The sequence below is a fragment of the Pseudoalteromonas sp. SWYJ118 genome, assembly GCF_015864505.1.
GTDB classification, from domain to species: domain Bacteria; phylum Pseudomonadota; class Gammaproteobacteria; order Enterobacterales; family Alteromonadaceae; genus Pseudoalteromonas; species Pseudoalteromonas arctica.
In genome coordinates this window covers 40528-66257 of the sequence record NZ_JADYXC010000022.1, presented here as the reverse complement: position 1 = coordinate 66257, position 25730 = coordinate 40528, and the positions used below count along the sequence as shown (strand labels likewise).

Annotated in this window: 20 protein-coding genes; 13 read left to right on the top strand and 7 right to left on the bottom strand. The window is 39.1% G+C overall.

Annotated features, from left to right (window positions below):
- Nucleotides 1–251: 251 nt before the first annotated feature.
- The 3 genes from I6F48_RS17355 to I6F48_RS17345 all read left to right on the top strand — a co-directional run bounded on the left by I6F48_RS17355 (nucleotide 252) and on the right by I6F48_RS17345 (nucleotide 7782).
- Entirely contained in the window at nucleotides 252–1106 is an 855-nt protein-coding gene (locus tag I6F48_RS17355) for a S1/P1 nuclease (protein WP_197119941.1), read from the top strand.
- Nucleotides 1107–1149: 43 nt separating this feature from the next.
- Nucleotides 1150–4323, top strand: a complete 3174-nt coding sequence (locus tag I6F48_RS17350; RefSeq protein ID WP_197119940.1) for a TonB-dependent receptor — start codon at nucleotides 1150–1152, stop codon at nucleotides 4321–4323.
- 336 nt (nucleotides 4324–4659) lie between these two features.
- The gene (locus I6F48_RS17345; protein ID WP_197119939.1) at nucleotides 4660–7782 is read left to right on the top strand and encodes a TonB-dependent receptor; all 3123 of its coding nucleotides are present in this window, start codon (nucleotides 4660–4662) and stop codon (nucleotides 7780–7782) included.
- Between the two features lie 52 nt (nucleotides 7783–7834).
- Here I6F48_RS17345 and I6F48_RS17340 read toward each other — a convergent pair whose 3' ends face one another.
- Nucleotides 7835–8266 carry a MarR family winged helix-turn-helix transcriptional regulator gene (locus I6F48_RS17340; protein ID WP_197119938.1) on the bottom strand — a complete coding sequence of 144 codons (432 nt, stop codon included), beginning with the start codon at nucleotides 8264–8266 and terminating at the stop codon, nucleotides 7835–7837.
- A gap of 152 nt (nucleotides 8267–8418) precedes the next feature.
- Between I6F48_RS17340 and hmgA the strand changes: the two genes are divergently transcribed.
- Nucleotides 8419–9720, top strand: coding sequence for a homogentisate 1,2-dioxygenase (hmgA, locus tag I6F48_RS17335; protein WP_197119937.1), 1302 nt, complete (start codon nucleotides 8419–8421; stop codon nucleotides 9718–9720).
- A 2-nt stretch (nucleotides 9721–9722) separates the two neighbouring features.
- Nucleotides 9723–10352 carry a maleylacetoacetate isomerase gene (gene maiA, locus I6F48_RS17330; protein ID WP_024593138.1) on the top strand — a complete coding sequence of 210 codons (630 nt, stop codon included), beginning with the start codon at nucleotides 9723–9725 and terminating at the stop codon, nucleotides 10350–10352.
- A gap of 33 nt (nucleotides 10353–10385) precedes the next feature.
- Here the strand turns inward: maiA and I6F48_RS17325 are convergent, their stop codons facing one another.
- Complete coding sequence (locus tag I6F48_RS17325; protein ID WP_007582405.1) at nucleotides 10386–10619, bottom strand: TIGR02647 family protein; 234 nt, start codon at nucleotides 10617–10619, stop codon at nucleotides 10386–10388.
- 137 nt (nucleotides 10620–10756) lie between these two features.
- Here I6F48_RS17325 and I6F48_RS17320 point away from each other — a divergent pair, with 137 nt between their 5' ends.
- Entirely contained in the window at nucleotides 10757–11059 is a 303-nt protein-coding gene (locus I6F48_RS17320) for a DUF1496 domain-containing protein (protein WP_165728355.1), read from the top strand.
- Nucleotides 11060–11113: 54 nt separating this feature from the next.
- Nucleotides 11114–11422 (top strand): VF530 family DNA-binding protein, encoded by a 309-nt coding sequence (locus I6F48_RS17315; RefSeq protein WP_010553962.1) that lies wholly within the window; start codon nucleotides 11114–11116, stop codon nucleotides 11420–11422.
- Nucleotides 11423–11472: 50 nt separating this feature from the next.
- On the opposite strand, the gene I6F48_RS17310 is transcribed toward I6F48_RS17315, so the two are convergent.
- Nucleotides 11473–13092, bottom strand: coding sequence for a diacylglycerol kinase family protein (locus tag I6F48_RS17310; protein ID WP_197119936.1), 1620 nt, complete (start codon nucleotides 13090–13092; stop codon nucleotides 11473–11475).
- A 349-nt stretch (nucleotides 13093–13441) separates the two neighbouring features.
- Here I6F48_RS17310 and I6F48_RS17305 point away from each other — a divergent pair, with 349 nt between their 5' ends.
- The 6 genes from I6F48_RS17305 to I6F48_RS17280 all read left to right on the top strand — a co-directional run bounded on the left by I6F48_RS17305 (nucleotide 13442) and on the right by I6F48_RS17280 (nucleotide 19115).
- A complete protein-coding gene (locus I6F48_RS17305) occupies nucleotides 13442–13966 on the top strand; it encodes a sigma-70 family RNA polymerase sigma factor (protein WP_197119935.1) in 525 nt (174 codons plus the stop codon).
- Nucleotides 13963–14643, top strand: coding sequence for an anti-sigma factor (locus I6F48_RS17300; protein ID WP_197119934.1), 681 nt, complete (start codon nucleotides 13963–13965; stop codon nucleotides 14641–14643). The genes I6F48_RS17305 and I6F48_RS17300 overlap by 4 nt, the downstream gene beginning before the upstream one ends.
- A 158-nt stretch (nucleotides 14644–14801) precedes the next feature.
- The gene (locus tag I6F48_RS17295) at nucleotides 14802–16394 is read left to right on the top strand and encodes a DUF4331 domain-containing protein (protein WP_197119933.1); all 1593 of its coding nucleotides are present in this window, start codon (nucleotides 14802–14804) and stop codon (nucleotides 16392–16394) included.
- Between the two features lie 11 nt (nucleotides 16395–16405).
- Nucleotides 16406–16915, top strand: a complete 510-nt coding sequence (locus tag I6F48_RS17290; protein WP_197119932.1) for an Ig-like domain-containing protein — start codon at nucleotides 16406–16408, stop codon at nucleotides 16913–16915.
- Between the two features lie 65 nt (nucleotides 16916–16980).
- Complete coding sequence (locus tag I6F48_RS17285; protein WP_197119931.1) at nucleotides 16981–18006, top strand: hypothetical protein; 1026 nt, start codon at nucleotides 16981–16983, stop codon at nucleotides 18004–18006.
- Nucleotides 18003–19115: a HupE/UreJ family protein gene (locus tag I6F48_RS17280; RefSeq protein ID WP_197119930.1), complete on the top strand. Its 1113-nt coding sequence runs from the start codon at nucleotides 18003–18005 to the stop codon at nucleotides 19113–19115. Before I6F48_RS17285 ends, I6F48_RS17280 begins: the two co-directional genes overlap by 4 nt.
- Before the next feature lie 64 nt (nucleotides 19116–19179).
- On the opposite strand, the gene I6F48_RS17275 is transcribed toward I6F48_RS17280, so the two are convergent.
- The 4 genes from I6F48_RS17275 to I6F48_RS17260 all read right to left on the bottom strand — a co-directional run bounded on the left by I6F48_RS17275 (nucleotide 19180) and on the right by I6F48_RS17260 (nucleotide 25632).
- Nucleotides 19180–19803 (bottom strand): TetR/AcrR family transcriptional regulator, encoded by a 624-nt coding sequence (locus I6F48_RS17275; protein WP_197119929.1) that lies wholly within the window; start codon nucleotides 19801–19803, stop codon nucleotides 19180–19182.
- Nucleotides 19804–19900: 97 nt separating this feature from the next.
- Nucleotides 19901–21319 (bottom strand): efflux transporter outer membrane subunit, encoded by a 1419-nt coding sequence (locus I6F48_RS17270; RefSeq protein WP_197119928.1) that lies wholly within the window; start codon nucleotides 21317–21319, stop codon nucleotides 19901–19903.
- On the bottom strand, nucleotides 21316–24450 hold the full coding sequence (locus tag I6F48_RS17265; protein WP_007582390.1) for an efflux RND transporter permease subunit: 3135 nt from the start codon (nucleotides 24448–24450) through the stop codon (nucleotides 21316–21318). The genes I6F48_RS17270 and I6F48_RS17265 overlap by 4 nt, the downstream gene beginning before the upstream one ends.
- A 12-nt stretch (nucleotides 24451–24462) precedes the next feature.
- On the bottom strand, nucleotides 24463–25632 hold the full coding sequence (locus tag I6F48_RS17260; RefSeq protein ID WP_010553970.1) for an efflux RND transporter periplasmic adaptor subunit: 1170 nt from the start codon (nucleotides 25630–25632) through the stop codon (nucleotides 24463–24465).
- Nucleotides 25633–25730 lie beyond the last annotated feature (98 nt).

Below are 25730 nucleotides of genomic sequence, written 5' to 3'. Positions count from 1 at the left end.
TTTGTGCAACACGATATTTTTAAAATTCAAAGCAATGCCACTCAAAAATAGACTATATAGTGCATTTGAACAATTTCGCTTACTTATTACAACAAGTAATTTTACCTGTTAAATATAAACTATTGATTTAAAAGTAATGTGAATAAGAAACTATGAATTTTAATGAGTCCTTCCTATCAACACCAAAAGTAAGGACAATTGACCGCATTAGCCTGTAGCAACGCCATGAAATATTCATTAAGGAAGTTCTAATGCATAGCAATATAAAGTACTCGATATCTTCTGCGCTTTTGATTAGTGCAATATTTACAAGCACTGACTCACATGCTTGGGGTCAAAATGGCCACCGCATTGTAGGTAAGATTGCAGAATCTCATATAAGCGAAACAACTAAAGCGGCAATACAACCCTACCTTGATGGTGAATCACTTGCACAAATATCAACGTGGCCTGATGAAATGCGCTCTGCCCCTGGCGAGTTTTGGCAAAAGCAATCATCTCGTTGGCATTATATTAATGCAGCACCAGGAAAATCTTTCAGCTTCAATCACGATCACACTAAAAACAAAGAATCTGTAAGTAATATCCTAGAAGGCATTCACTATTCAATGCAAACGCTCACTGATAAAAATAGCACCTTAGATGCTAAACAGTTCAGTTTACGTTTTTTAGTACATTTGGTGGGCGACAGTCACCAACCATTTCATGCTGGTCGAAGTGAAGATAGAGGTGGTAACCGTATTAAGGTTTCATTTTTTAACGAAGAAACAAATCTTCACAGCCTTTGGGATACAAAGTTAGTTGAGAACGAGAATTTATCGTTTGCTGAGTACGCACAATTTATTGATACAAATAACAGCGAGTTAATTGCTGAGTATTTACAAAGCTCACCTATGACATGGGTTGAAGAATCTCATAATTTAGCCACAAAAATTTATAAATATACCAACAACGAAATTGGTTATAGCTACATATATAACAATACTCCAATTATAAAGACACGCTTACAACAAGCGGGTATTCGATTAGCTGGATTACTAAATGCCTTATTTGACCCTTCTGCAAAAGAGTTAGAAACGGCACTGAAAATGACGACTGACAAATAAACTGTATTAAATTTATATAACCTACACACGGGAAATCAACATTATGACTAAGCTTCGCCTTTCGAAATTAACTGGAGCGGTAATTTTAGCTCTAGGTGTTTCTACAAGCGCAATGGCTGCTGATACTTCATCTGCAATGCGTGGTAAAATTACAACGCCTTCAGGTGGCAGTGCTGCAAACGTTAAAATCAAAGTAATTCACCAACCAACGGGAACTATTAGCGAACTAACTACAAACGAAAGTGGTACGTTTATCGCTAATGGTTTACGTGTAGGTGGTCCTTACATGGTTATCATTGATTCTGATACGTTTAACGATACCACTGTTGAAAATATCTACTTGAACCTTGGTGAAACTTACCGTTTAAGCTCGCAGCTTGCTCCGCTAAACATCGAAAAGATTGAAGTGTCTGGTTATAAGATTGTTCAACAATCAGGTGGCTCTAGCAGTACATTTGGCTCTGACACTATTGAAAATATGCCAAGCTTTAATCGCGACATTAAAGATATTGCGCGCTTAAACCCACTTGCCAGTATTAATGGTAATGGTGAGCTAACGTTTGCAGGTAGTAACCCTCGTACCAACGGTTTAACAGTTGACGGTATTGGTCAAAATGATGACTTTGGCTTGAACTTTGGTGGCTACCCTACTTCTCAGCCTCCTGTAGCACTTGATGCTATTGAACAAGTTTCTGTTGATGTATCTCCTTTCTCAGCTTCTAAAGGTAACTTTGGTGGCGGTACTATTAACGCAGTAACAAAATCTGGTACAAATGAGTTTAAGTTCTCTGGCTTTTATGAAATATCTACTCCTGAGATAGCTGGCGATGTTGATAATATTGTACAAGAAGACGATCTTGATGAGCTAGGTCATAAAACTTACTCTACAAATAAAGTAGAGCCGATTAAAACTGAAGAAAGATTTGGTTTTAATGTCGGTGGAGCGATTATTGAAGATGAACTGTTTTACTTTGTTAACTACGCAGAATGGTCAAGTGAATTAGATCTAGATTACGGCTTTGACGGTTCTGGTGCTTCAAATGAATTTAATACTTCTGAAGCTAACTATAATCGTTTCATTTCTATCTTAAATAATGAATACGGCTTAACTGATTCATTAGCCGGTGCGCCAGAAGATACAAACAAAAACTTGCTTGTTAAATTAAGCTGGAACGCAAGTGATGACCATCGTTTAGATTTCACTTATCAATGGCAAGACGACCAAGATGAGCGTAACTCTAGCACAGGCGGTGATAATATAGTCTTAGTTTCAAGCACTTATGCATACGTAACTAAGTTTAATAACTTTTCATCTAAACTTTACTCTGATTGGACTGAAAACTTTTCAACAGAAATTGGTGTGTCGTATAAAGATGTTACCTCTGATAGCGCAACTCGCTCTAACTTAGGAAGCATTACTGTTGAGGAAGACGGTCGAAATGGTCCTTCTTACAACTTTGGTACAGATCAATACCGCCATGCAAACCGTTCAGAAACACAAAACCTAACTTTTACGTTAGACGCTACGTATTTAATGGATGAGCATGAAATAAACTTTGGAGCTCAGTACGAGTCACTTCGTTTATATAACTTGTTTGCTCAAAACTCTCTTGGAACGTGGAAATTTGATAGCTTAGAAAATTTTGAAAACCGTGAAATTGGTTCTTATGATTTCTCTTATCAAAATGCTTACACTAATGATTCAGCTGATACAGCATATGATGTAAGACGTAACCAGCTAGCGCTTTACATAGAAGATACTTTTTATGTAGGTGATGATTTAGAAGTTACAGCAGGTGTTCGTTATGAGCGTTTGTCATCTGATGATAAACCAACTCTAAATGAAAATTTTGCTAATACGTATGGCTTTACTAACCAAGAAAATCTTGATGGCCTAGACATTATACTTCCTCGTGTTGGCTTTAAGTACTACGTAACAGAAGCGCTTACTATTAATGGTGGTATTGGTCGTTTCCAAGGCGGCATTCCAAATGTTTGGTATAACAATTCATTCCAAAGTGATGGCATTACTTTAGTATCAGCACAAAACGATGTAATTAATGATTACTATGCAAATAACACAGCTGATATTACTCAGGTTCCTGATGAAATAAAAAATACATTAGAGCAAGGTGCTGGTAGCGTTGCGTATATCGACCCTGACTTTAAATTGCCTTCAAGCATTCGTACTCAAATAGGTTTTGAATATGAGTTTGATTCTGAACTATTAGGTGATGGCTTTAAATGGCAAGCTGAAATTGCTTACCATAAAAAAGAAAATGAAGCGGTATGGCATAATTCGTCTATTAACCCAGTAGGCTTAGCTGCGGACGGCGAACGTGTTATCAATCAAAGTATTTACAGTGGCGATAATGTTGACATAGAAATGACTAATTCATCGGATGATGGTCGTTCAATTATTATTTCAACGGGTATTGCTAAACAATGGGACAATGGCCTGTTTGTATCGGCAAGCTATGCTCACCAAGATGTTACAGAATCGTCAGCAGGTTCAGCTTCTCAGGCAGAAGGTAACTATAAGCACAATATTACAGTAAATCGTAATGAAGATATTGCAGCACGTGGCTTTTACGAAGTTGAGCACAGCTTTAAAATTAACTTAGCGTATAACACTGAATTTTTTGAAGGATATGCAACCAAGTTCAATGTTTATTTTGAACGTCGTTCAGGTCGCCCATTTAGTTACACAATGAATATGTATAAAGATGAAGACTTAGGTGATACTAGCTCTTTATTCACTAATGGTGCTTACTTACCTTATATCCCTACAGGTGCTGATGATCCGAATGTAAATTGGGCTGATTCTAAAATGACTTGGGCTGAGTTAGAACCGTTATTAGAGCGTGCTGGTATATCTCAACGTGGTGGGATTTTAGGTAAAAATACAGCAACTCAACCTTGGGTTACTACAATGGATGTTAGCATTAAGCAAGAAATACCTGGCTTTGCTGAAGGTCACACTGGTGAGGTTTATCTAATGATTGATAATTTCGCAAACCTTCTAAACAGCGACTGGGGTGTAGAAAAACGCTTAGGTTACTCTAACCAAACTATTTATGACTTTGGTGGTCTTGATGATCAAGGTAGATATAAAATAGACAACAGTTTTGGCGGTGCGGATGTGCGTAATTACTCGCAAATCAGTTCATCGTCATCAGCTTGGCAGGCTAAAGTTGGTATTAGCTACAAGTTTTAAGTCTTAATAGGTAAGTAATAACACATTAAGTTATTTGTTAACAAAACCCATTGCAAAATTGTAATGGGTTTTTTGTTTTTCACACCCCAATTTCACATGTTTGTCATAAAGCCCACGTAATATATACCCCGATATAGAGTTATTGCTCGAAAAAACACTCAAATAGACAAAAATAGTACTATTTATTAAAAATATATTGCAGTTGTATTTTATTTGTAACGAATAAATAAGGTACACTAGTAACGGATTTTGAATAAATGAACTTCAACTGTTTATTTTGAAAAATTTTAAAATAAAAATATAAAAATTTAATTAATAACTACACGGGAAAATTAAATGAAAACTCAATTACGCAAAACAGCTCTTTCACTTGCTATTGCAGCATGTGTTGGTGTAAGTGGCGCTGCAATGGCTAACGAAACGACCTCAGCAATTAAAGGTCAAGTGATGGGGCCTAACGGCAACCCAGCAGCCGGCACTAAAGTAACAATTTTACACGTACCTTCTGGATCAGTAAAAACAACTGAAGTAAATGACGCTGGTTATTTCACAGCTAAAGGCCTGCGAGTTGGCGGTCCTTATAAAGTAGTTGTTGATTCAGATGTATATGCAGACCAAGAATTCAATAACATAATTCTTAATATTGGTAACGATTACCCAGTAAACGTTTCTCTTGAGTCACAATCAAGCATGGAACAAATTGTAGTTTCTGGCGCACCAATCAGCTCTATGTCAGGTGGTACTGGTCCGGCGTCTACATTTACGCTAACTGATCTTGAAAATACACCAGCTATTAACCGTGATTTAAAAGACATTATTCGTATCGACCCGCGTATCACAATTGATGATAGCCGTGGTTCAATTAACTGTGGTGGTGGTAACCCTCGCTACAACAGCTTAACGCTAGACGGCGTTCGTATGAACGATAACTTCGGCTTAAGCTCAAATGGTTACCCTACTATTCGCGCCCCTTTCTCTTTTGATTCAATTGAACAAGTTTCAGCTGAACTTGCACCGTTTGACGTTCAATACGGTGGTTTTACATCGTGTAACATCAACGCTGTAACCAAATCTGGTGGCAATGATGTTCATGGCGCTGTTTTCTACGATTACACTAGTGACTCTTTCAAGGGTGATAAAATTGAAGGTGATGACGTTGATAACGGTAACTACACCGAAAAACGTTACGGCTTCAACGTAGGTCTTCCACTAATTGAAGATAAACTATTTTTATTTACTTCATATGAAAAACTTGAAGGTGTTCAACAGTTTAACTACGATGGTTTAAGCAGCGGCAGTGTAACTGCTGATGATATCTCGCGTATCACAAGCGTTGCTCAAACTGTATATGGTTACGATGTAGGCGGAATGCCTTCAAGTATGCCTGTTGAAGATGAAAAAATCTTAGTTAAACTAGATTGGAACATCAACGAAGATCACCGTGCAAACTTAATCTATAACTACAACGATGGTAATACTGTTTCACAGTCTGATACTGGTTCTAGCCGTGTATCACTATCTAATCACTTTTATGACCAAAGTGCAGAATTCACTTCAATCATTGCATCTGTTTACTCTGATTGGTCAGATGACTTCTCTACTGAAGTACGTATTGGTAAGTCTGAGCTAGATGCAACAGTACAATCACTAGATGCAGCAAGCAGCTTTGGTGAAATGCAAATTCGTACCGAAGATGGTGGTACAGTTTATATTGGTCCAGATGACTCACGTCAATCTAATGACTTAGACTACGATACAACTACATTTAAAGTTGCAGGTACTTACTACCTTGATCAGCACACAATTACTGCTGGTTACGAGTTTGAAGAGTTAGATGTATTTAACTTATTCGTTCAGCATACTGAAGGTGAATACCGTTTCAACAATGTTGATGATTTTGAAAATGGTATTGCAAGTGCTGTTTACTACAACAATGCTGCTGCTACAAATGATCCAAACGATGCTGCTGCGAGTTTTTCGTACGCTCAGCATACATTTTACGTGCAAGACGAGTATTCGTTTACTGACTTAGACGCAAATATTACGTTTGGTTTACGTTACGATAAATACACCAGTGATGATGTACCTAACTTAAATCAAAACTTTACTGATCGCTATGGCTACAGTAACCAAAGTACATTTGATGGTATTGATTTAATTCAACCTCGTGTAGGCTTCCAATGGTACGCGACAGATGCACTTGAAGTACGTGCAGGTGTTGGCTTGTTCTCAGGCGGTAACCCTAACGTTTGGTTATCTAACTCTTACTCAAACGACGGCATTACTAACATTAGTGCAAACCAGTTTGGTTCTATCGACTTGTTCGCAACACCTAATGTAAATAATGGTACTCCAGGATTTGAAGTACCTCAGTCTCAATTTGATGCAGTAGCTGACACTGTAATCGGCTCAGGCGATTCACAAGCAAACGCTGTTGACCCAGACTTTGAAATCCCATCAGAGTGGAAATACTCACTTGGTGCAACGTACACAACTGAAAACGAGTACGTAATCTCTCTTGATTACTTATACTCGAAGAAAAAAGATGCTGCGTTAATGCGTGACATCGCACTTCAAGATACAGGTACAACTACGTTTGACGGCCGCCCTATTTACGAATCAATTGAAGGTCGTTCAAACGAATACTTACTAACAAATGTTAGCGGTGATAGCGGTGATTCATCAGTTATCTCACTAGCTGTTAGCAAAATGTTTGATAATGGCGTAAGCGTTAACTTTGGTTATGCATACACAGATTCTGATGATGTTAACCCAATGACTAGCTCTGTAGCTGGTTCAAACTACGGTAATATTGCGCTAACAGATCCAGGTAACCCAGGTGTTGCTTCATCTGATTACGAAATTCCACATCGTTTTACTATGACTCTTGGTTATAGTCATGAGTTTGTTGATGGATTTGCTACTCGCTTTAACCTATTCGGTGAAGCATATAAAGGCCTACCATACAGCTACACATTTGATGGCAGTGATAAAGATACTTTTGGTGACAACAACTGGAATGGCAACCGCCAGCTATTGTATGTTCCACTTGAAAACGATCCTAACGTTGTTTACGACATGAGCGCTGCTGATATCAATGAATTCAATGATTTTATCGCATCAAATGGTTTAGAACGTGGTCAAACGACTAGCCGTAACGCTGAAAACTCTGATTGGTTTGTTAAGTTTAACTTTAAGTTAACTCAAGAGCTTCCTGGTTTTATGGAAGGTCACAAAGGTGAAGCATTCTTCGTAATTGATAACCTTACAAATCTGTTAAACGATGATTGGGGCGTACTTAAAAAAGGTCCTTTCGTAGGCGCTAGCATGATCGAAACATCACTTGATGATCAAGGCCGTTACGTTTACTCAGGCTTTAACGGAAATAATGCAAATACATCAGTACAAACTGATGCATCTGTATGGCAAATGCGTGTAGGTCTTCGTTACACTTTCTAATTTAGAGCTGTAACCTAAAACATCTTTTAAAAGCCCACTTTGGTGGGCTTTTTTATGCCTTTAATTTGTTATTTAACTTTTCAAAAATACTCACTAGCACTTCGTATTCTTCGTTAGTTAAAGTGCTCAGTAATTGTTTTTCCCAATTCAGTGCATCGGGCGCTATATTTTCATATAAGTTTTGCCCTGCTTGGCTCAGCACAAGTAATGCTGCGCGTTTGTCTTGCTCATTTAGCTCACTTCTCACTAAACCTTTATCTATTAAAACTTTTACCGCGCGCGACACTGTCGACTTGTCCATATTTGCTTGCGTGCATAAATCTTTTGCGTTGCTTTGGCCATACTGCGCTAAATTAGCAAGTATTCGCCACTGGGGAATATTTAAACCGTACTTAGTTTGATAAACCTCGGCAAAGTCGTTACTTACACGTGTTGCTACATTCGTTAATTGATAAGGTAAAAACGTTGCTAAATCAATTTTCATTTTTAGTTATCCCAGCTTTGTAAGGTTTACTTTGGTGTTCATTAATATTTACGTAGATGCATAGTTGCACATTTGATATTAGTCTCACTTGAGAGTACCTTAACTGAAATAAAAATAATATTAAACCAACCCCCCTCTCACAGGAGTCAGTAATGACGACACAATTAAGTTATATGACAGGTTTTGGTAATGAATTTGAAACACAAGCGCTACCCGGTGCATTGCCAATAGGACAATTTAGCCCACAAAAGGTTAAATACGATTTATACACCGAGCAATTTAGTTCGACTGCATTTACGGCTCCTCGCGCTTCAAATCGCCGCACTTGGTTTTACCGCCTTCGTCCGTCGGTAGTGCAAGGTGATTACCAAGCAATTGATAACGGCCTAATAAGAACAGCCCCAATTACTGAGGCCGTAACACCACCAACAATGCTACGTTGGAATCCTATTGATATGCCTTCACAGCCTACTGATTTTATTGATGGCTTGGTAACTATGGCTGCTAATGGCAGTGCTAATGGGCAATCTGGTATTGGCATTCATGTATATGTCGCTAATCAGTCAATGCAAGGACGTTACTTTTGCAATGCCGATGGCGAAATGTTGTTTGTCCCTCAGCAAGGTGAGTTATTAATTCACACCGAGTGCGGTAAGTTAAGCATTAAACCAGGTGAAATTGCTGTAATTCCCAGAGGAATTAAGTTCGCTGTTGATTTAATTGATGATACAGCCCGTGGTTATATTTGTGAAAATTATGGCCATGCGTTAGAGCTTGCAGAGCGAGGACCTGTTGGTGCAAACGGTTACGCCAACGACAGAGACTTTCAATACCCCGTTGCTGCCTTTGAAGATAAAGAAGGTGACTTTGAGCTTGTATCTAAATTCAACGGTAATTTATTTAGCTGTGAAATTAAGCACTCTCCTTTTGATGTGGTTGCATGGACGGGTAACAGCTCCCCCTATAAATACGACTTATCGCGTTTTAATGTAATGAATACAGTAAGTTTTGATCATCCCGACCCATCTATATTCACTGTGCTAACCTCTCCTTCTGCTACTGAGGGTATGGCAAATGTCGATTTTGTGATATTTCCACCACGTTGGATGGTAGCCGAAAATACATTTCGCCCGCCTTATTATCACCGCAATATTATGAGTGAATTTATGGGCTTGATTGAGGGTGTGTATGATGCAAAAGAGCATGGTTTTGTACCTGGTGGTGCAAGTTTACACAATTGTATGTCGCCACATGGACCTGAAGCCGACGTATTTGAAAAAGCCTCAAATGCTGAGCTTACACCACAAAAATACGAAAACACATTGGCCTTTATGTTTGAGTCGCGCTATATAATTTCACCAACAAAATATGCACTAGAAGGCAAAGAGCGCCAACCAAACTATACCGATTGCTGGCGTACTATTAAAAAACAATTTACAGGTTCACAGGATTAATTATGAAATTATACAGCTACTTTCGCTCATCAGCGGCCTATAGGGTACGTATAGCGCTTAACTTAAAAGCAATTGATCATGAACTTGCTATTGTTAACCTTTTAAAATCGGAGCAGCTTGGGGAAGAATACTTAGCGACTAATCCGCAAGGGTTACTACCTGCACTTGAAACCGATAATGGTGTTTTAGCACAATCGCTTGCAATACTGGAATGGCTTGATGAAACTTATCCGCAATCGCCATTAATTACAGGAACTGCGTGGCAAAAAGCACAAATAAGAAATTTAAGCTTTGCCATTGCCTGCGATATTCATCCTGTTAATAATTTACGCGTGCTGAAGTATTTATCGAACGAATTAGGTGTTGATGACGAGGCTAAAAATAAGTGGTATCGACATTGGATAGAAGTTGGTTTTGAAAAAATAGAACTGATGCTAAACGAAAATGATGACTACTGTTTTGGTAATCAACCAACACTTGCTGACATTTGTTTAGTGCCGCAAGTATTTAATGCAATTCGTTTTAACGTAAATATGAGCGCTTATCCAAAAATTGCAGCTATTTACGAACACTGTAATAAATTAGCTGCATTTAATGATGCTGCACCGCAAAATCAACCCGATGCAAATTAAGCTAGTTCAGTAACTAACTAGAGTTCAGGTTAGCTAGCTTTGTAGCGCACTATGAATAACCGTAATGTGCTCAATTAAATCTAAGCCCAGATCAGTTAAATATCCGCCATCTGGGCTATCTATAATCCCTTTTTCAAATAAACGTTGCGCTGCACTAAGTAAGCTTGGCTCTGCGTCTGAGTGTAATTTAATACCCTGCATTTTACTGTCGCGAGGAAACTTCGCTAATAGTGTGAATTCTTCGATCATTGTTTGATTAAATTGCATTGTGTGCACCTTTTATTTGAATCCAAGTTGTTCTGTGAGTAACTAAGTTTATAATTAAAATCACTTTGTGTACTTTACACTAGCACGTTTTTTAGCTTAATGTATTATTTTTAACCCTCCCTATTTAAAGGCCTCTAATGCGTAACTTTTTAATTCTATGCTTTTGTTTTAGCAGCTTATCGTATTCAATATTTAGTGAAGCAACAACCCTTAAAACCCATTCAATTATTGATGCAAACCAGTTTGTAAATGAAGAATCAAACTGTTGGTACGACAACAAACGCTATAGCGAAGGCGCGTTAATACAAATTCACTCTTTTACACTTTTATGCGGTGCTAAAAACCCTCAACACAGTAACAGTCAACTCATTTGGCTTAAAATAGATAAACAAGGTAATGCTATTTACCCAACCGCTCCTAAAACAATCACTGTGAATTAGCGCTAAAAGCTGATTTGAGCTACAATGCACGCAGTTTAAATAAGTAGTATGGCTATGGATAATCAACCTAAAAACCCTTTACATGGGGTAACGTTAGAACAAATACTTGTTGAGTTAGAACAGCGACTTGGCTGGAGAACCCTTGGCGAGCAAGTGAAAATTAAGTGTTTTACTGATCAACCGAGCATTAAATCGAGTTTAAAGTTTTTGCGTAAAACGCCTTGGGCTCGCGATAAAGTGGAAGCACTTTATATTCACACTATAAATAACAAACCTATTCGTAGACCAAAAAGTGCACCGAGAGAAACATCTTCTCAAGCGCCGGATACAACAGGGTTTGTTTGGCCATCAATTAAAAAATGATGTAAAAAAGGAGCTAATTTAGCTCCTTTTTTAATTGTAACTAGCGCGATTTATTGCTCTTTGCAAATCACATTTAATGAGGCCGGCTCAATAGTAATAACGAGTCTGTGAGCAGTTTTAACTTCACCGTCAAGTACGTACTTAAGCTCTCCTTCGCCTGTCACCTCGACTCTTTTAGCATTTGTATGATGCGAATTTATAGCTAAATGTGTTTGCGTTAAACTGCTAAACATCAGTTCTGCAATACTCAATATTGTCGTAGAATTTTCATTATTTGGTGTTAGCCAATTTACATCAAGAAGCCCGTCACTATGATCTGGCTGCCCACCACCTTGAGCCAATAACGTTGTAAAAGGCGCAGCATTAGCCACAATAAAGCTATTTGTACATATTTCTTTCGGCTCATTATCATCGAGTTTTACACTAAGTAGCTGTGATTTTTGCTCACCAAAGGCTTCAAAAAAACCATTTAAATAGGCAAGTTGCCCCGACTTATTTTTCGACTCTCTATCTGCTCTTTCTATCATAGATTGCTCAAAACCAATACCCGCTAATAAAAGTACTAATTCGTTATTACAATAAGCGGTATCTATTGTGCTTGTTTGACCATCAATTATTAAATCACAGGCTTGTTCAACAGGAATAAATTTAGAGCTAATCCCCATCAATACATGCGCAAGTGCGTTTGCAGTCCCCATTGGTATAATACCTAGCTTACATTGTGTATTTACAAGTACGCTTGCAACTTCGGCCACTGTACCATCGCCTCCACACGCTATTATCATGTCTGGATTTTGCGCAATTGCCTGTTTAGCAAGCTCAATACCGTTTACGTCTTGTGAAGTAGTAAGTACTTTTAAATCGTAATAGGCCGATAACCGCGCAACAATTAAGTGCTCTTTTTCTTGCCATAATCGTGTACCAGATACTGGATTTGCAATTAAAACTGCTTTGTTTTTAATCAGCAGCTCGCCTTTTTTATGGCGCTTAGCTAAATGACGCAGCTGATGCTTATTTAAGTTTGCGGTTTCGCGGGTTTCCTTTATTTGTGCAAGTACTTCATGTACATCTGCATTTTTGTTTTGACTCAATAAATAAGCCGCCATTACAAAAACTGACCGCCCACGGCCTAAAGCACAATGTACAACTACGCGACGGTTTTCTTTAATATGATGATGTATCCAATTAATAGCCTGATTTAACTGAGAATGGGTAGGAATACTATGATCGAGCACCGGAATGTTTAAGTAATTTATATTCTCTTGTGTTGAACTCCACTCGAGTCCGTCAAATTCACACGTAACGTCTAAAATTGCAGTAATTCCGTTATCTTTTAATGTGTCTATGTCTGAGGGAAATAATCGGCAAGCTAAAAATAGGTTTTCGTTTATTTTTTGAATTGGCGGCACTTTATCGCGCTTACGTGACCAGGCATTATAAATTTGCACACCAAATAAAAATGGCACAAACGCCCAACGTATATAAAATGGGATCACCCCATTTTCACGTTTTCTAAATATTTTTGCTGTATTAAAAATATATGCGGTACTCACTAATAAAAGTGACAGTGCAGTCCAATAAAAAACAATAGCAAAGTAAACAGAGTTTACTTCCCAACCAATAAAAATAAGTAGTAATGCTAAAAGTGAATAACCAATTGCAGCCCACATAGTTTCTCCTTTGTGTAAATAATTCCAATTTTCTAATTTTAATTTAAACGGCTTTATGTACTCTTTTGCAAATATCACGCCATATAAATGGCATTTTAAATTCAAATTAAAATTATAAGCTATTGATATATAATGTTAATAATAAAATAAATTTAAGTGCAATCTGCTCTTTGTGCATTTTTTACAAACATGTGAATAAATTATACTTACACGTCTAAATTTCAAACACTGATCGGTTATTGCTTGTACTAACGTATAAAGCAGCTAATCTAAAAATCAATTAAATTTTTTGCATCCAAATCACACTCTCAACCGTTTTCTCAATGATAATAAGAAAAACAGGACCCCTATGGATAACGATGATTTACTCCCTCTTTTGTGCGCAACAGCACAAGGAGACAAAAATGCTTTCTCGAGTTTGTATCAACAAACTAGCGGCAAACTTTTTGCGATTAGTTTAAACATGCTCACAAATAGAGTACATGCTGAGGAAGCACTACAAGACGCTTTTATAAAAATTTGGCATAACGCATCTGAATATAACGCCTCTAAAGGCACTGTTATTAGTTGGATGATAAGTATAGTTAGGTATAGAAGTCTTGATTCGCTGCGCTATCACAAGGTACGAAAAGAACAGTCGCTAGGCGATGATGAATATGAGAATGAAAGCATTGACATTAATTACGATGAAGAAACAAAACTAGTTAATTGTATAGAACAACTTGAGCCGCAACAAAAGCAGGCTATTCACTTAGCTTATTACAAAGGGCTGAGTCATAGCGAGTTAGTGGATCATATAGAAACGCCATTAGGTACAGTTAAAAGCTGGATCAGGCGTGGGCTTATGCAGCTGCAAAGGTGTTTAACATTATGAATTATAATAAACCCGAACTATTAGACGCACTTGCTGGGCAGTATGTGCTTGGCACACTTAGAGGGCTTGCCCGTAAGCGTTTTCAACGTCTGTTGCTTAGTTCAAACCAAGCACGTGAAGCAACAAGTATGTGGGAGCAGAACCTAAATAACTTGGCAAGTGCTATTACACCACAAACGCCACGTGACGATGTATGGATAAATATATTACAGCGAATTGAAAACCAGCAACCCACCAAAACGGTGATACATACTAAGCCCTCTATTTGGCGTACATGGTCTTTTGTGGCAACTGCCGCATGTATTGTTTTAGCCTTTTTGGTTATTCAACCCTCTACTAATGTTGTTCAAACGCAACAAATTGCCTTGGTTCAAAACCAAGATAAGCAATCATTGTGGTTTATTGATGTTAACGAGCAAGGGCTTTCAATTAAAGCCAGTAGCCAATTGGTTGCTCAATCAAATAAAGATTACGAGCTGTGGATGATTTTAAAGGGGCAGGATACGCCTATTTCATTGGGTTTACTTCCAAAACAAGGCAATAAAATACTTTTCAAAGATAGCCGCTTTAAAGCAACCGACATAGCGTTGCTTGCAGTAAGCTTAGAGCCTATTGGTGGCTCGCCAAATGGATTACCGACTGAGGTGTTATACACCACAGAGCTGGTACTTTTATAACCTTGCTATTATGACCAATGTTGGCTGCTTGTATAAAGTAGCCAACCCTTAATTCAAGTTTTTTAACAAAATATAAATTTAATTTAACTTTTTTGCATCCAATTTAAATCCTGCCCCGTTATTAGCTATGACTTCAATCAAAACTAAAGGACAAAGTCATGAAAGCTTTAACTCCATCAATACTCGCAGTAGTAATATGTAGTACGTTTGTAAGTGCACCAAGTGAAGCATCTAGCCACAGAGAAGCGCCAAATATAAGCCGTTTCCCGACTTTAGATTCAACCGATTTTTATGTATTTAATAGTTACGAGCAAGGCCGTGGCGATTTTGTAACACTAATAGCTAACTACATCCCGCTACAAGACGCATACGGCGGCCCTAATTACTTTGCAATGGATCCGGATGCAACTTACAGCATTCATATCGATAACGATGGCGATGCTGTTGAAGATATTACATTTGCGTTTAACTTTAAAAGCATGCTCCCTAACGATAATCAAGGCGTGCAATTAACGGTTGGACCTGAAGGAAATCAACGCACTGTTTCTGTGCCACTTAAAAATGTTGGCGGCGTGGCTGCAGGTGATGACAGCGCAGCTAACTTTAGCGAATCATACACAATGAGCATGATTAGCGGCGCACAGCGTACTGGCGAAGCTACTGTATTAAACAACACAGCCTCAAACTCAAGCACATTCTCTAAACCACTTGATTATGTAGGTGATAAGACATTTGGATCGATGAGTGATTACCAAACTTATGCGGATCAATTTGTGTATCAGGTTTCAATTCCTAACTGTGAAAGCATGGCACAAGTTTTTGTAGGACAGCGTAAAGACCCGTTTGTAGTTAACCTAGGTAAAACATTTGATTTAGTTAACTATGTACCTGTAGAGGGTGACAGCGCCCCAGGTGCTGGTGACGGCGGCGGTTTTCCAGGTGGTATTACACAATCGGCAGATAACGACGACCTTGCAGATAAAAACGTCACATCAATTGCTATCGAAATACCAAAGAGTTGTATTGTAGGTGATGGAAATAAAGTAATTGGCTCGTGGACAACAGCAAGCTTACCCCAAGCACGTGTATTAAACCCAAATGCTAAATTTGCTAATAATGCGGTAAACGGCGGTGCATTAACTCAGGTTTCACGCCTTGGTAGCCCACTTGTAAACGAGCTTGTAATTGGTATTAAAGATAAAGATACATTCTCTACAGCTCATCCTAAAGATGATGCACAATTTTTAGATTATGTATCTCATCCAGCACTACCAGAGTTATTAAACATTTTGTTTAAAGATGCTGTTAACTCTACCCTTGATACTAGCTTTGAAACACTAGCACCCACTAACTTTCCGCGTACTGATTTAATCACTGCATTTTTAACGGGTTTTGCAGGCGTTAATCAACAAGCAACGGTAACACCTTCAGAAATGCTGCGTTTAAACACAGCCATTGCAGCAACAGCGCAAGCTGATCAATCTGCATTTGGTGTAGCTGGCAATGACTTAGCTGGTTTCCCAAATGGTCGTCGCCCGGGTGATGATGTGGTTGATATTGCACTGCGCGTTGTGATGGGTCGTTTATGTCATCCTATTCCTGTAAATGGTGAAGACACTGACTTAGGTCTTTGTGCACCAGAGGATGCTAATACGGGTACAGTTCCATTTACTGATGGCGCACCTATTGATGCAACAATGATGGACTCAACATTCCCATACCTTGCAACACCTATTGCAGGATCTAAATAAGGAGTTAACTAATGCGTAATTTAAAAACTACCCATATTTGTGTTCTCCTCAGTGCATTAACATTGGGTGCATGTAGTAGCGATGACGATAAAAAACAACCTACACCGGTTGTAAACACCGCACCTACAGCAAGTGATGCAATGCTAACAACACAAACTGAAGTAAGCATTACCGATATGCTCAGCGCAACCGACAATGATGGCGATTCGCTTACTTACTCGTTAACAAGTGAGCCAACTCTTGGAACTGTTAGCGTTAATAGCGATGGTAACTTTACCTACACACCGAATAAAGAAGTGACAGGTTCAGATAGTTTTATGTTTGGTGTAAGTGATGGCGTTAATTCGCAAGTAACTGCAACAGTGAACATTACAATTGACGCACTACAAGTCGACTTTGCTCAATTTGCAACCGATGCATTTAATCAAGCCCCAAATGCAGAGCCGTTAACTGTTAACGGTCGGGTGTTTACAAACACCGATACCGATGTTGATGGATTGATTTCAACAAACGGTAACTAAATTAGCAACTAAACAAGTAATTAAGCTGACAGGCCATGGATGGCTTTTTTCAAAGGATATTTACAATGCATTTATCAGTATTTAACCCCCTCACTATTATTGCTATTTGCTTAACCTCTCTTGCGGTGAGTGCGGCTCCTTTTATCCCAAAAGATGACGCAGTTATTGCCTCAAGTAATTCAACACTGAGTGCTTCACTCTCTGTCGACGAAATAAATACATTAGTAACAAATAGCCAATATGCAGGCCAAACAGAGCGCTTACAGGGGCTACTTAAAACCCGTTTAGCCCAGCTATATAAACAAACACCTACATCTCAAATTGGTTACCTATATGCTCGGGTTTTACAAAAAGAGCACCTTTTTGACGAAGCTATTGATATTGCAAACAACGTTTTGATTGGAGAGCCAAAACATAATAATAGCCATTTATTGCTAGCCAATATATTTATGACTCAAGGTAAGTTCGCACAAGCAAAAAAACACTGCGTAGCCTTAATTGGGCAAGTAAGCACTATTACTGCTAGCACCTGTGTACTCGATGTACAAAGCCAACATGAAAGCGTTTTAGACAGCTACCAAGCATTAGTTAAAATTATAAACAATAACCAAACTAGTCTAGCTACAAACCATGTTTTAAGTGAAATGAGCTACCGTTTAAATAACTACAAACAAGCTATGTCTCACTTACAAAGCGTAGATTTAGTTCAAGCTCCTGTGAGCCTCATTGTTTTATGGGCCGATATTCAACTTGCTCTTAATCAACCACAACAAGTATTAAATACATTAAGCGTACTGCTTCCTGATAAAAGTAATTTAGAGGATGCTATTTTGCTAAGACTTTCAATCGCAGAAAAAAAACTAAATAAACGCGATAAAAAATGGCAAAATACAATGGCGAAAAGAGTTACACTACGAGAGCTTCGCAAAGATTCATTTCATGCAAGTGACTTAGCTAAATATTACCTTGATGTACAACCAAATCGCGAAAAAGCACTTTACTGGGCTCATATTAATTGGCAACAGGCTAAAATGAGCACCGATGAGCAATTACTTACTCAAGCAAAAGCGATGCAACGAGATACACTATGAAAACGCCTTATCTATTTATACTCACTTTAATGCTGTGTATTTTCTCAACTTACAGCTTGGCCCATCAACTAAGTACAAGTTATATAACCCTAAATAGCAAAAACGATAACGACACCAACAAAAAACAATACACGGGTACCTGGCAAATAAATATAGCCGACTTAGAGCACGCAGTGCCTTTGGATTTAGATAAAGACGGGCAAATTTCATGGGCAGAAATAAAAGCAAAGCGCAGCTCAATTAATAACTTCATTACAGAAAATTTAAATATCACGCAAAACGAGCAAGCATGCCCTTTAACAAGTGAAGGTATCTATCAGTTAGATAACCATTTTAACCAGCCTTATTTGGTTATTCCGCTAATGTTTAATTGCAATGACAGTGAAATAATCTCCCTTTCCTATTCTGCTTTTTTTAAGACTGATGCTAACCATAAATCTATCGTAAATATAAACGGTGTATCTCGTGTATTTAATATCAACGAGGCTCAGCAAACATTTAGCTTTGAGCAAACAAGTTATTTAAGTACGTTTAATCAATACGTGTATCAGGGTGTTTTACATATCTGGATTGGTATTGATCATATTTTATTTTTAATCGCCCTGTTACTTACCTGTGTTTTAACTCGCAGCGATAAAGCATGGCAAGGTATTAGCTCTAAAAAACAAATTATTAAACACACAGCATGGATAGTAACCGCGTTTACGCTTGCGCACTCTATTACGCTTACAGCAACAGCTATGAACTTAGTCTCGCCAAATAGTCGTTGGGTAGAGCTTGGAATTGCTATATCTGTTTTATCTGCAGCATTAAATAATGTTTGGCCGTTGGTACTTCGTTTAGGGTGGCTTACTTTTGCTTTTGGTTTACTACATGGGATGGGGTTTGCCAGCGTACTTGGCGAGCTTGGCTTGTCGAGCGACTATCAATTATTGAGCATTTTAGCATTTAATTTAGGTGTCGAAATCGGTCAGCTCAGTATATTACTGGTTGCGCTGCCATTGCTTATTTATGTACGTAACTACACCTGGTATAAAAAGTGGCTTATGCCTATGGGTTCTGTAGCAATAGCAATAATTGCTCTGCAATGGTCAATAGAGCGTTTTTAAAGTATAAAAAAAGCTAGCCAATAATTGGCTAGCTTACTTTTTAGTTTATCTATTTTGCGCTTTACTATGCTTTATCAAATGGCATTAGTAATGTTTTCATCGCTGGACGAAGCGCTATTAATACTGTTTCTTCGGTTAACTCTGGGTAGAGTAACTTTCTGAGTAATAACCCTGCCATCATCGAAAAAATAACATTAATTCGGCTTTCAAGTTCAAGTTCATCAATATCTTTTAGCGCACTTCGCTCACTTGTTAAAAGCTGTCTCATGCGATCTCTTGCCTGAACATCAGTTTCGCGTAAAAGTGTTGCCACTTTAACATTTCGACCTGCTTCAGCCATCATGTCTAAATCAATAACACACGATCCCGTGTCCATGTGCCTTTGCACACCAATGTTTAAGCCATCAATGAGCGCTTGAAGTACATCACCAGGATGATCTTCAAACTGTTGGAAGATAGAAAACATCTCTTCCATGTCTTTTTCAATAATGCTTTCTATAATTGCTTCTTTACTTTCAAAGTAATTATAAATATGGCCTGCACTCATCCCTGCTGTTTTAGATATTTCAGCCATGCCTGCACCGTGGTAACCTTTTCGGTGAAAACACTCTGCAGCAGCTGTTAGTATTTGTTCGCGCCTAGCTTGCGCTATCGCGGGATCTGTTTGCCTTTTTGCTTTAGGCTTCATGTTCAACTCCACTACTAAGTCTTAAACTCAGTAAAGCGAGCACTATAAATAGCCTCGCTGTATCATTAAAATGCAGCTCGCCAGCGAGCTGCTAATATTACTGCTCTTCCTGAGTTGTTTTGTCGCTCGTATTCCATCCGCCACCAAGCGCTTTGTATAAGTTAATTTGGCTAGCAAGATATGATTGCTGGCCGCTAATTAACTGTTGCTGCGCGCCATACCATGTACGCTGAGCATCAAGTACTTGTAAGTAGCTATCTGCGCCTTTTTCGTAACGCATTTTTGATAAATAAAACGTGGTTTGTCGGCTACTTATAAGCATATCAAGCGCACTTAATTGCTCTTGATAGCCTTCTCTGTCGGCGAGTGCATCGGCCACTTCGCGAAACGCATTTTGAATTTTTTGCTGGTACGTTGCCACTGCAATTTCTTGATCTGCTTTTGCTACATCAAGATTTGCTTGGTTACGTCCCATATTAAAAATAGGTAAGCTAATTGACGGTACAAAACTCCATGTACCTGAGCCCGAATCAAACAAGCCACTCAAATCACTTGAAGCAGACCCTGCATTGGCCGTTAAGCTAATACTTGGATAAAACGCTGCACGTGCAATACCAATATTGGCATTTGCAGCAAGCAGTAAATGCTCAGCGGCTTTAATATCTGGGCGCTGCGATAGCAAATCAGACGGTAAGCCAACCGGTACTTCTGGCATGGTAATCAAGTTGGTAAGGTCTTTATTTGGCAGTAAATCAGCCGAAACAGATTTACCCACTAATAAATCTAGAGCGCTTTTATCACGCTTTAATAAACGCTTATACGTTGCTATGTCTACTTTTGCTGTAGCAACTGTACTTCTAAGCTGCTCAAGCGTAATAGAAGACGTTGCACCTAAATCAAAGCTTTTTTGTGTAAGCGATAATGACTCTTGCTGAGAGGTTAACGTTTCTTTTGCAAGCTCTAGCAGTTGTAAGTCTGTTGCGTAATTAAGCCATGCATTTGCCAACTCTGAAATTAAAGACACCTGCGTACTGTATTGGCTAAGCTCTGTAGAGTATAAATTTTGCAATGCTTGCGCTGATTGATTGCGCACTTTGCCCCAAATATCTAACTCGTATGAGGTAATACCTACCGTTGCACTGTATTGCGAGCTAATAGCTGCATCGCCAGTACCCGATAAATCAGCCGGTAAACGCTGGCGCGTACCAGATGCGTTTAAATCAAGCGACGGATACAAAGCAGAGTCTTCAATTTGATACAAACCACGAACACGCTGCACATTAAGCACTGCAATTTGCATGTCTTTATTGTGCTCAAGGCTTTGACTAATTAACGTTTGTAGTTTTTCATCATTAAAAAACTGCTGCCAATTTAATTGCTGCGCAGCGCTTTGCTCAGTACCTGATGCATAAGCATCAGATACTGGTAGAGCAAGGTCTTTTTGCTCTGGCGCTAATTGACAACCACTTAGCACCAATAAAGCAATTGCACTTAGGCTGAATGTTTTAATGCTCATTCTGCGCTCTCCTTTGTTGTCTCGTTAGTTTTACCAGGGAATACACGGCGAACTAACACAAAGAACAACGGTACAAATACAACAACTAATATTGATGATGCGAGTGTGCCGCCAATAATCGAAATACCTAACGCATTTTGCGCACCAGAACCCGCACTTGAGGCTATTGCAAGTGGTAAAACACCACAAATAAAGGCCATCGAAGTCATGAGTATTGGACGTAAACGTAAGCGTACAGCTGCAATAGCCGCATCAACTAAGCCAAGCCCATCATCCATTTTATGAATCGCAAACTCTACAATCAGTATCGCATTTTTAGATGCCAAACCAATGGTGGTCAACAAGCCTACCTGCAAGTAAATATCGTTTGATAAACCACCGCCTAGCGCTGCCATAATTGCACCAAATATACCCAGTGGCACAATCATCATTACCGCAAACGGTACCGACCAACTTTCATAAAGTGCAGCTAAACATAAAAATACAAACAATAGCGATAAGCCATATAGTAAAGGTGCTTGACCACTACTTGAGCGCTCTTGGAATGAAATACCGGTCCACTCAGACGAAATACCATTAGGCAGCTGTTTAACTAAACGCTCCATTTCATCCATTGCTTGGCCTGTACTATAACCCGGCGCTGCACTACCTTGAATTTCCATTGCTGAAAAACCATTGTAACGCTCTAAACGTGGCGAACCATACGTCCAGTAAGCACTAGCGAACGCTGAAAACGGCACCATATCGCCATTATCATTGCGCACATACCACTTATTTAGGTCCTCAGGCACCATGCGCGATTGTGCATCACCTTGCATATACACTTTTTTAACTCGACCACGGTCAATAAAGTCATTCACATAACTACTACCCCATGCTGTCGAAAGTGTACTGTTAATATCGTTTTGCGACACACCAAGCGCTTCGGCTTTTGCCAAATCTGTATCAAGTTGTAGTTCTGGCATATCTTCTTGTCCATTTGGACGTACGCCCGCTAAAATTGGACTTTGGCTTGCTAAACCTAATAACTGATTTCGTGCAGCCAAAAGTGCGTCATGCCCTAGGCCTACACGGTCTTGTAAGAAAATATTGAAGCCATTAGCAGTTCCCAGTTCAACAATTGCAGGTGGCGGGAATGCAAACACAAACGCTTCTTTTATCGTTGAAAAGTACCCCATTGCTTTACCTGCAACACCTTGAACAGATAACTCGTCACGCTGACGCTCATCCCAATGTTTAAGGTTAACAAAGGCAATTGCTGAGTTTTGGCCAGAGCCTGCAAAACTAAAACCAGTAACGGTAAAAATACCGTTTACGGCTTCAGATTGATCGTTTAAAAAGTGATTTTCTACCTTTTTAACAACCTCAAGCGTTTGCTGTGTTGTAGAGCCTGCCGGTAATGATACTTGGTTAAACAAAATACCTTGGTCTTCGTCAGGTAAAAATGCTGTTGGCAAGCTTGAGAATACATAAACCATACCGCCCACAATCACGCCATAAATAAGTAAGTAGCGTTTAGAGTGCGTAAGCATACGGCCTACAAAGCTTTGTGCACCTGAATTTGTTTTATCAAAACCACGGTTAAAGCCTGTAAAAAATCGGCCAAATAACGTCTCATTGTTATGTACATGGCTTGGTTTTAAAAGCGTTGCACACAATGCAGGCGTTAAAATAAGAGCAACTAAAACAGATAACCCCATCGCCGATACCAGTGTTATAGAAAACTGACGATAAATAATACCGGTAGAGCCACTAAAGAATGCCATTGGGATAAATACCGCAGAAAGCACCATGGCAATACCTACCAGCGCGCCTTTAATTTCATCCATAGATTTACGCGTAGCTTCAAGTGCCGAGAGTTTTTCCTCGGTCATTAAGCGCTCAACGTTTTCTACAACAACGATTGCGTCATCTACCAATAAGCCTATGGCAAGTACCATCGCAAACATCGTTAGCGTATTTATTGAATAACCAAAGGTGTACAAAATACCAAACGTACCTAGTAAAACCACTGGTACTGCTATTGTTGGTATAAGTGTCGCTCTAAAGTTTTGTAGGAACAAATACATAACTACAAAAACAAGTACAACAGCTTCAATTAAGGTGTGAATAACTTTTTCGATAGATAACGATACAAACGGCGTTGTGTCGTAAGGTATAACAGCATCTAACCCTTCAGGGAAAAACGGTTTTAGCTCTTCAATCGCTTTTTTAACTCCAGCGGCAGTATCAAGTGCGTTAGCACCACTGGCTAATTTAATACCTAATCCTGATGCAGGTTGCCCATCGTAACGAGCAACAACGCGGTAGCTTTCACCGCCAAGCTCTACTCTAGCAACGTCCTCTAGACGTACAAAAGAGCCATCTGGATTGGTTTTAACCAATATTTGTTCAAATTGCTCTGGCGTTTGTAATCGACTTTGAGCCGTTACTGTTGCATTAAGTTGCTGACCATCAACGGCAGGCATACCGCCAAGTTGACCGGCAGATACTTGTGCATTTTGCGCACTAATTGATGCACTAATATCAGCAGGTGTCAGCTTATAATTTTGTAACTTTGAAGGGTCTAACCAAATACGCATCGCGTACTGAGAACCAAACAGCTGCACTTCACCTACGCCTTCAACACGTGAGACAATATCTTGCACGTTTGATGAAACATAATCGCCAATATCAATATTGGTCATGCTGCCATCTTTAGACACAAAAGCATAAACCATTAAAAAGTTACGCGCTGACTTTGCAACTACAACACCTTGCCTTTGAACGGCTTCTGGTAATAGTGGAGTCGCTGTTGCTAGTTTATTTTGCACTTGGACTTGTGCAATATCAGGGTCAGTTTCAGCGCTAAACGAAAGTGTAAGCGTAGCAGAACCACTCGACTCAGACGTAGATGACATATAAAGCAGGCCATCAAGTCCTTTCATTTTTTGCTCAATAACTTGCGTTACCGTATCTTCAAGTGTACGTGCAGATGCACCAGGGTACGTTGCAGTAATACTCACTGCAGGTGGTGCAATTGAAGGATACTGCGAAATAGGTAAACTCCTAATTGCCAAAATACCTGCAAGCATCACTACAATAGCGAGTACCCAAGCAAATATCGGTCTATCGATAAAAAATCGTGACATTAAAACTCTCCGTTATTGCGCTTGATCGGCTTTAGTAGACGATTGAATTTCAGATGGATTCACTGGTGCACCAGGGCGGATTTTTTGTAAACCTTCAACTATTAATTTATCGCCATCCATTAAGCCATCAGTAACAAGCCAATCAGAACCAATCGTTCTATCTACTTTTAATACGCGGCTTTCTACTGTGTTATCTTTGCTGACAACCATTGCTGTTGGTTCGCCTTTTGAATTACGGCTAACACCACGTTGCGGAGCTAAAATAGCACCCGCCTTAACACCTTCCACAATAGAAGCTCGGGCATACATGCCTGGCAGTAATAATTTTTCTGGGTTTGAAAATTTAGCACGTAGTATTACTGAGCCAGTACTTGGATCAACTGTCACTTCAGAAAACTGCAATGTGCCTTTATGAGGATAAACAGAGCCATCTTCCATAATAAGTTCAACGTCAGTTTGGCTAGTCGAATCAACACTTAGAGCACCTGATGATATTGCTTTTTTAAGTTTGGTAAGCTCATTACTTGATTGTGTTAAATCGATATAAATTGGATCTAACTGAGTCACTGTAGCAAGTGCAGTACTTTGGTTAGCACTAACTAGTGCACCTACAGTTACGCTTGATTTACTAATTTGACCACTAATTGGTGACGACACATGGCTGTAATCAAGGTTAATTTGCGCCGATTTTAACTGCGCTTTAGCCGTTAATAATTCTGCTTTTGCTTGTTTGTATGCGGCATCTGCTTCATCAAAGTCTTGCTGACTTACCGCTTTTATTTTTAAAAGCTCGCTAAAACGAGATGCTTTAGCTTTACTACTTGAAATACTCGCCTGAGCACGTGCAACACTTGCTTCACTTGCTGCTAAGTCTGCTTCAAATGTCGCAGGGTCTATTTGATACAGAGCCTGGCCTTGTTTAACCTCTTTACCTTCAACAAATAAACGAGATTGCACAATACCACTTACTTGTGGGCGAATTTCTGCAATTTGAAATGCACTGATACGACCAGGAAGTTCTTTTTTGAGAGTAAGCGCTTGGCTTTTTAATGTAAGTACACCCACTGGTACAGCTTTAGGAGCTGAAGCTTGTGACTGCTCAGCAGCCTGATCGCAACCAGTTAAAGCAACAGAACCGACGAGGGCTGACAATACAAATAAAGCGATGCGGGAACGCTGCATGTTAAATACCTTTTAGTTTAGAGTGAACGATCATTCTAAATTAAAACGCGCTGATAATGAATCTTAATTAGAAGAAATTTACACAAACTTACACTCCT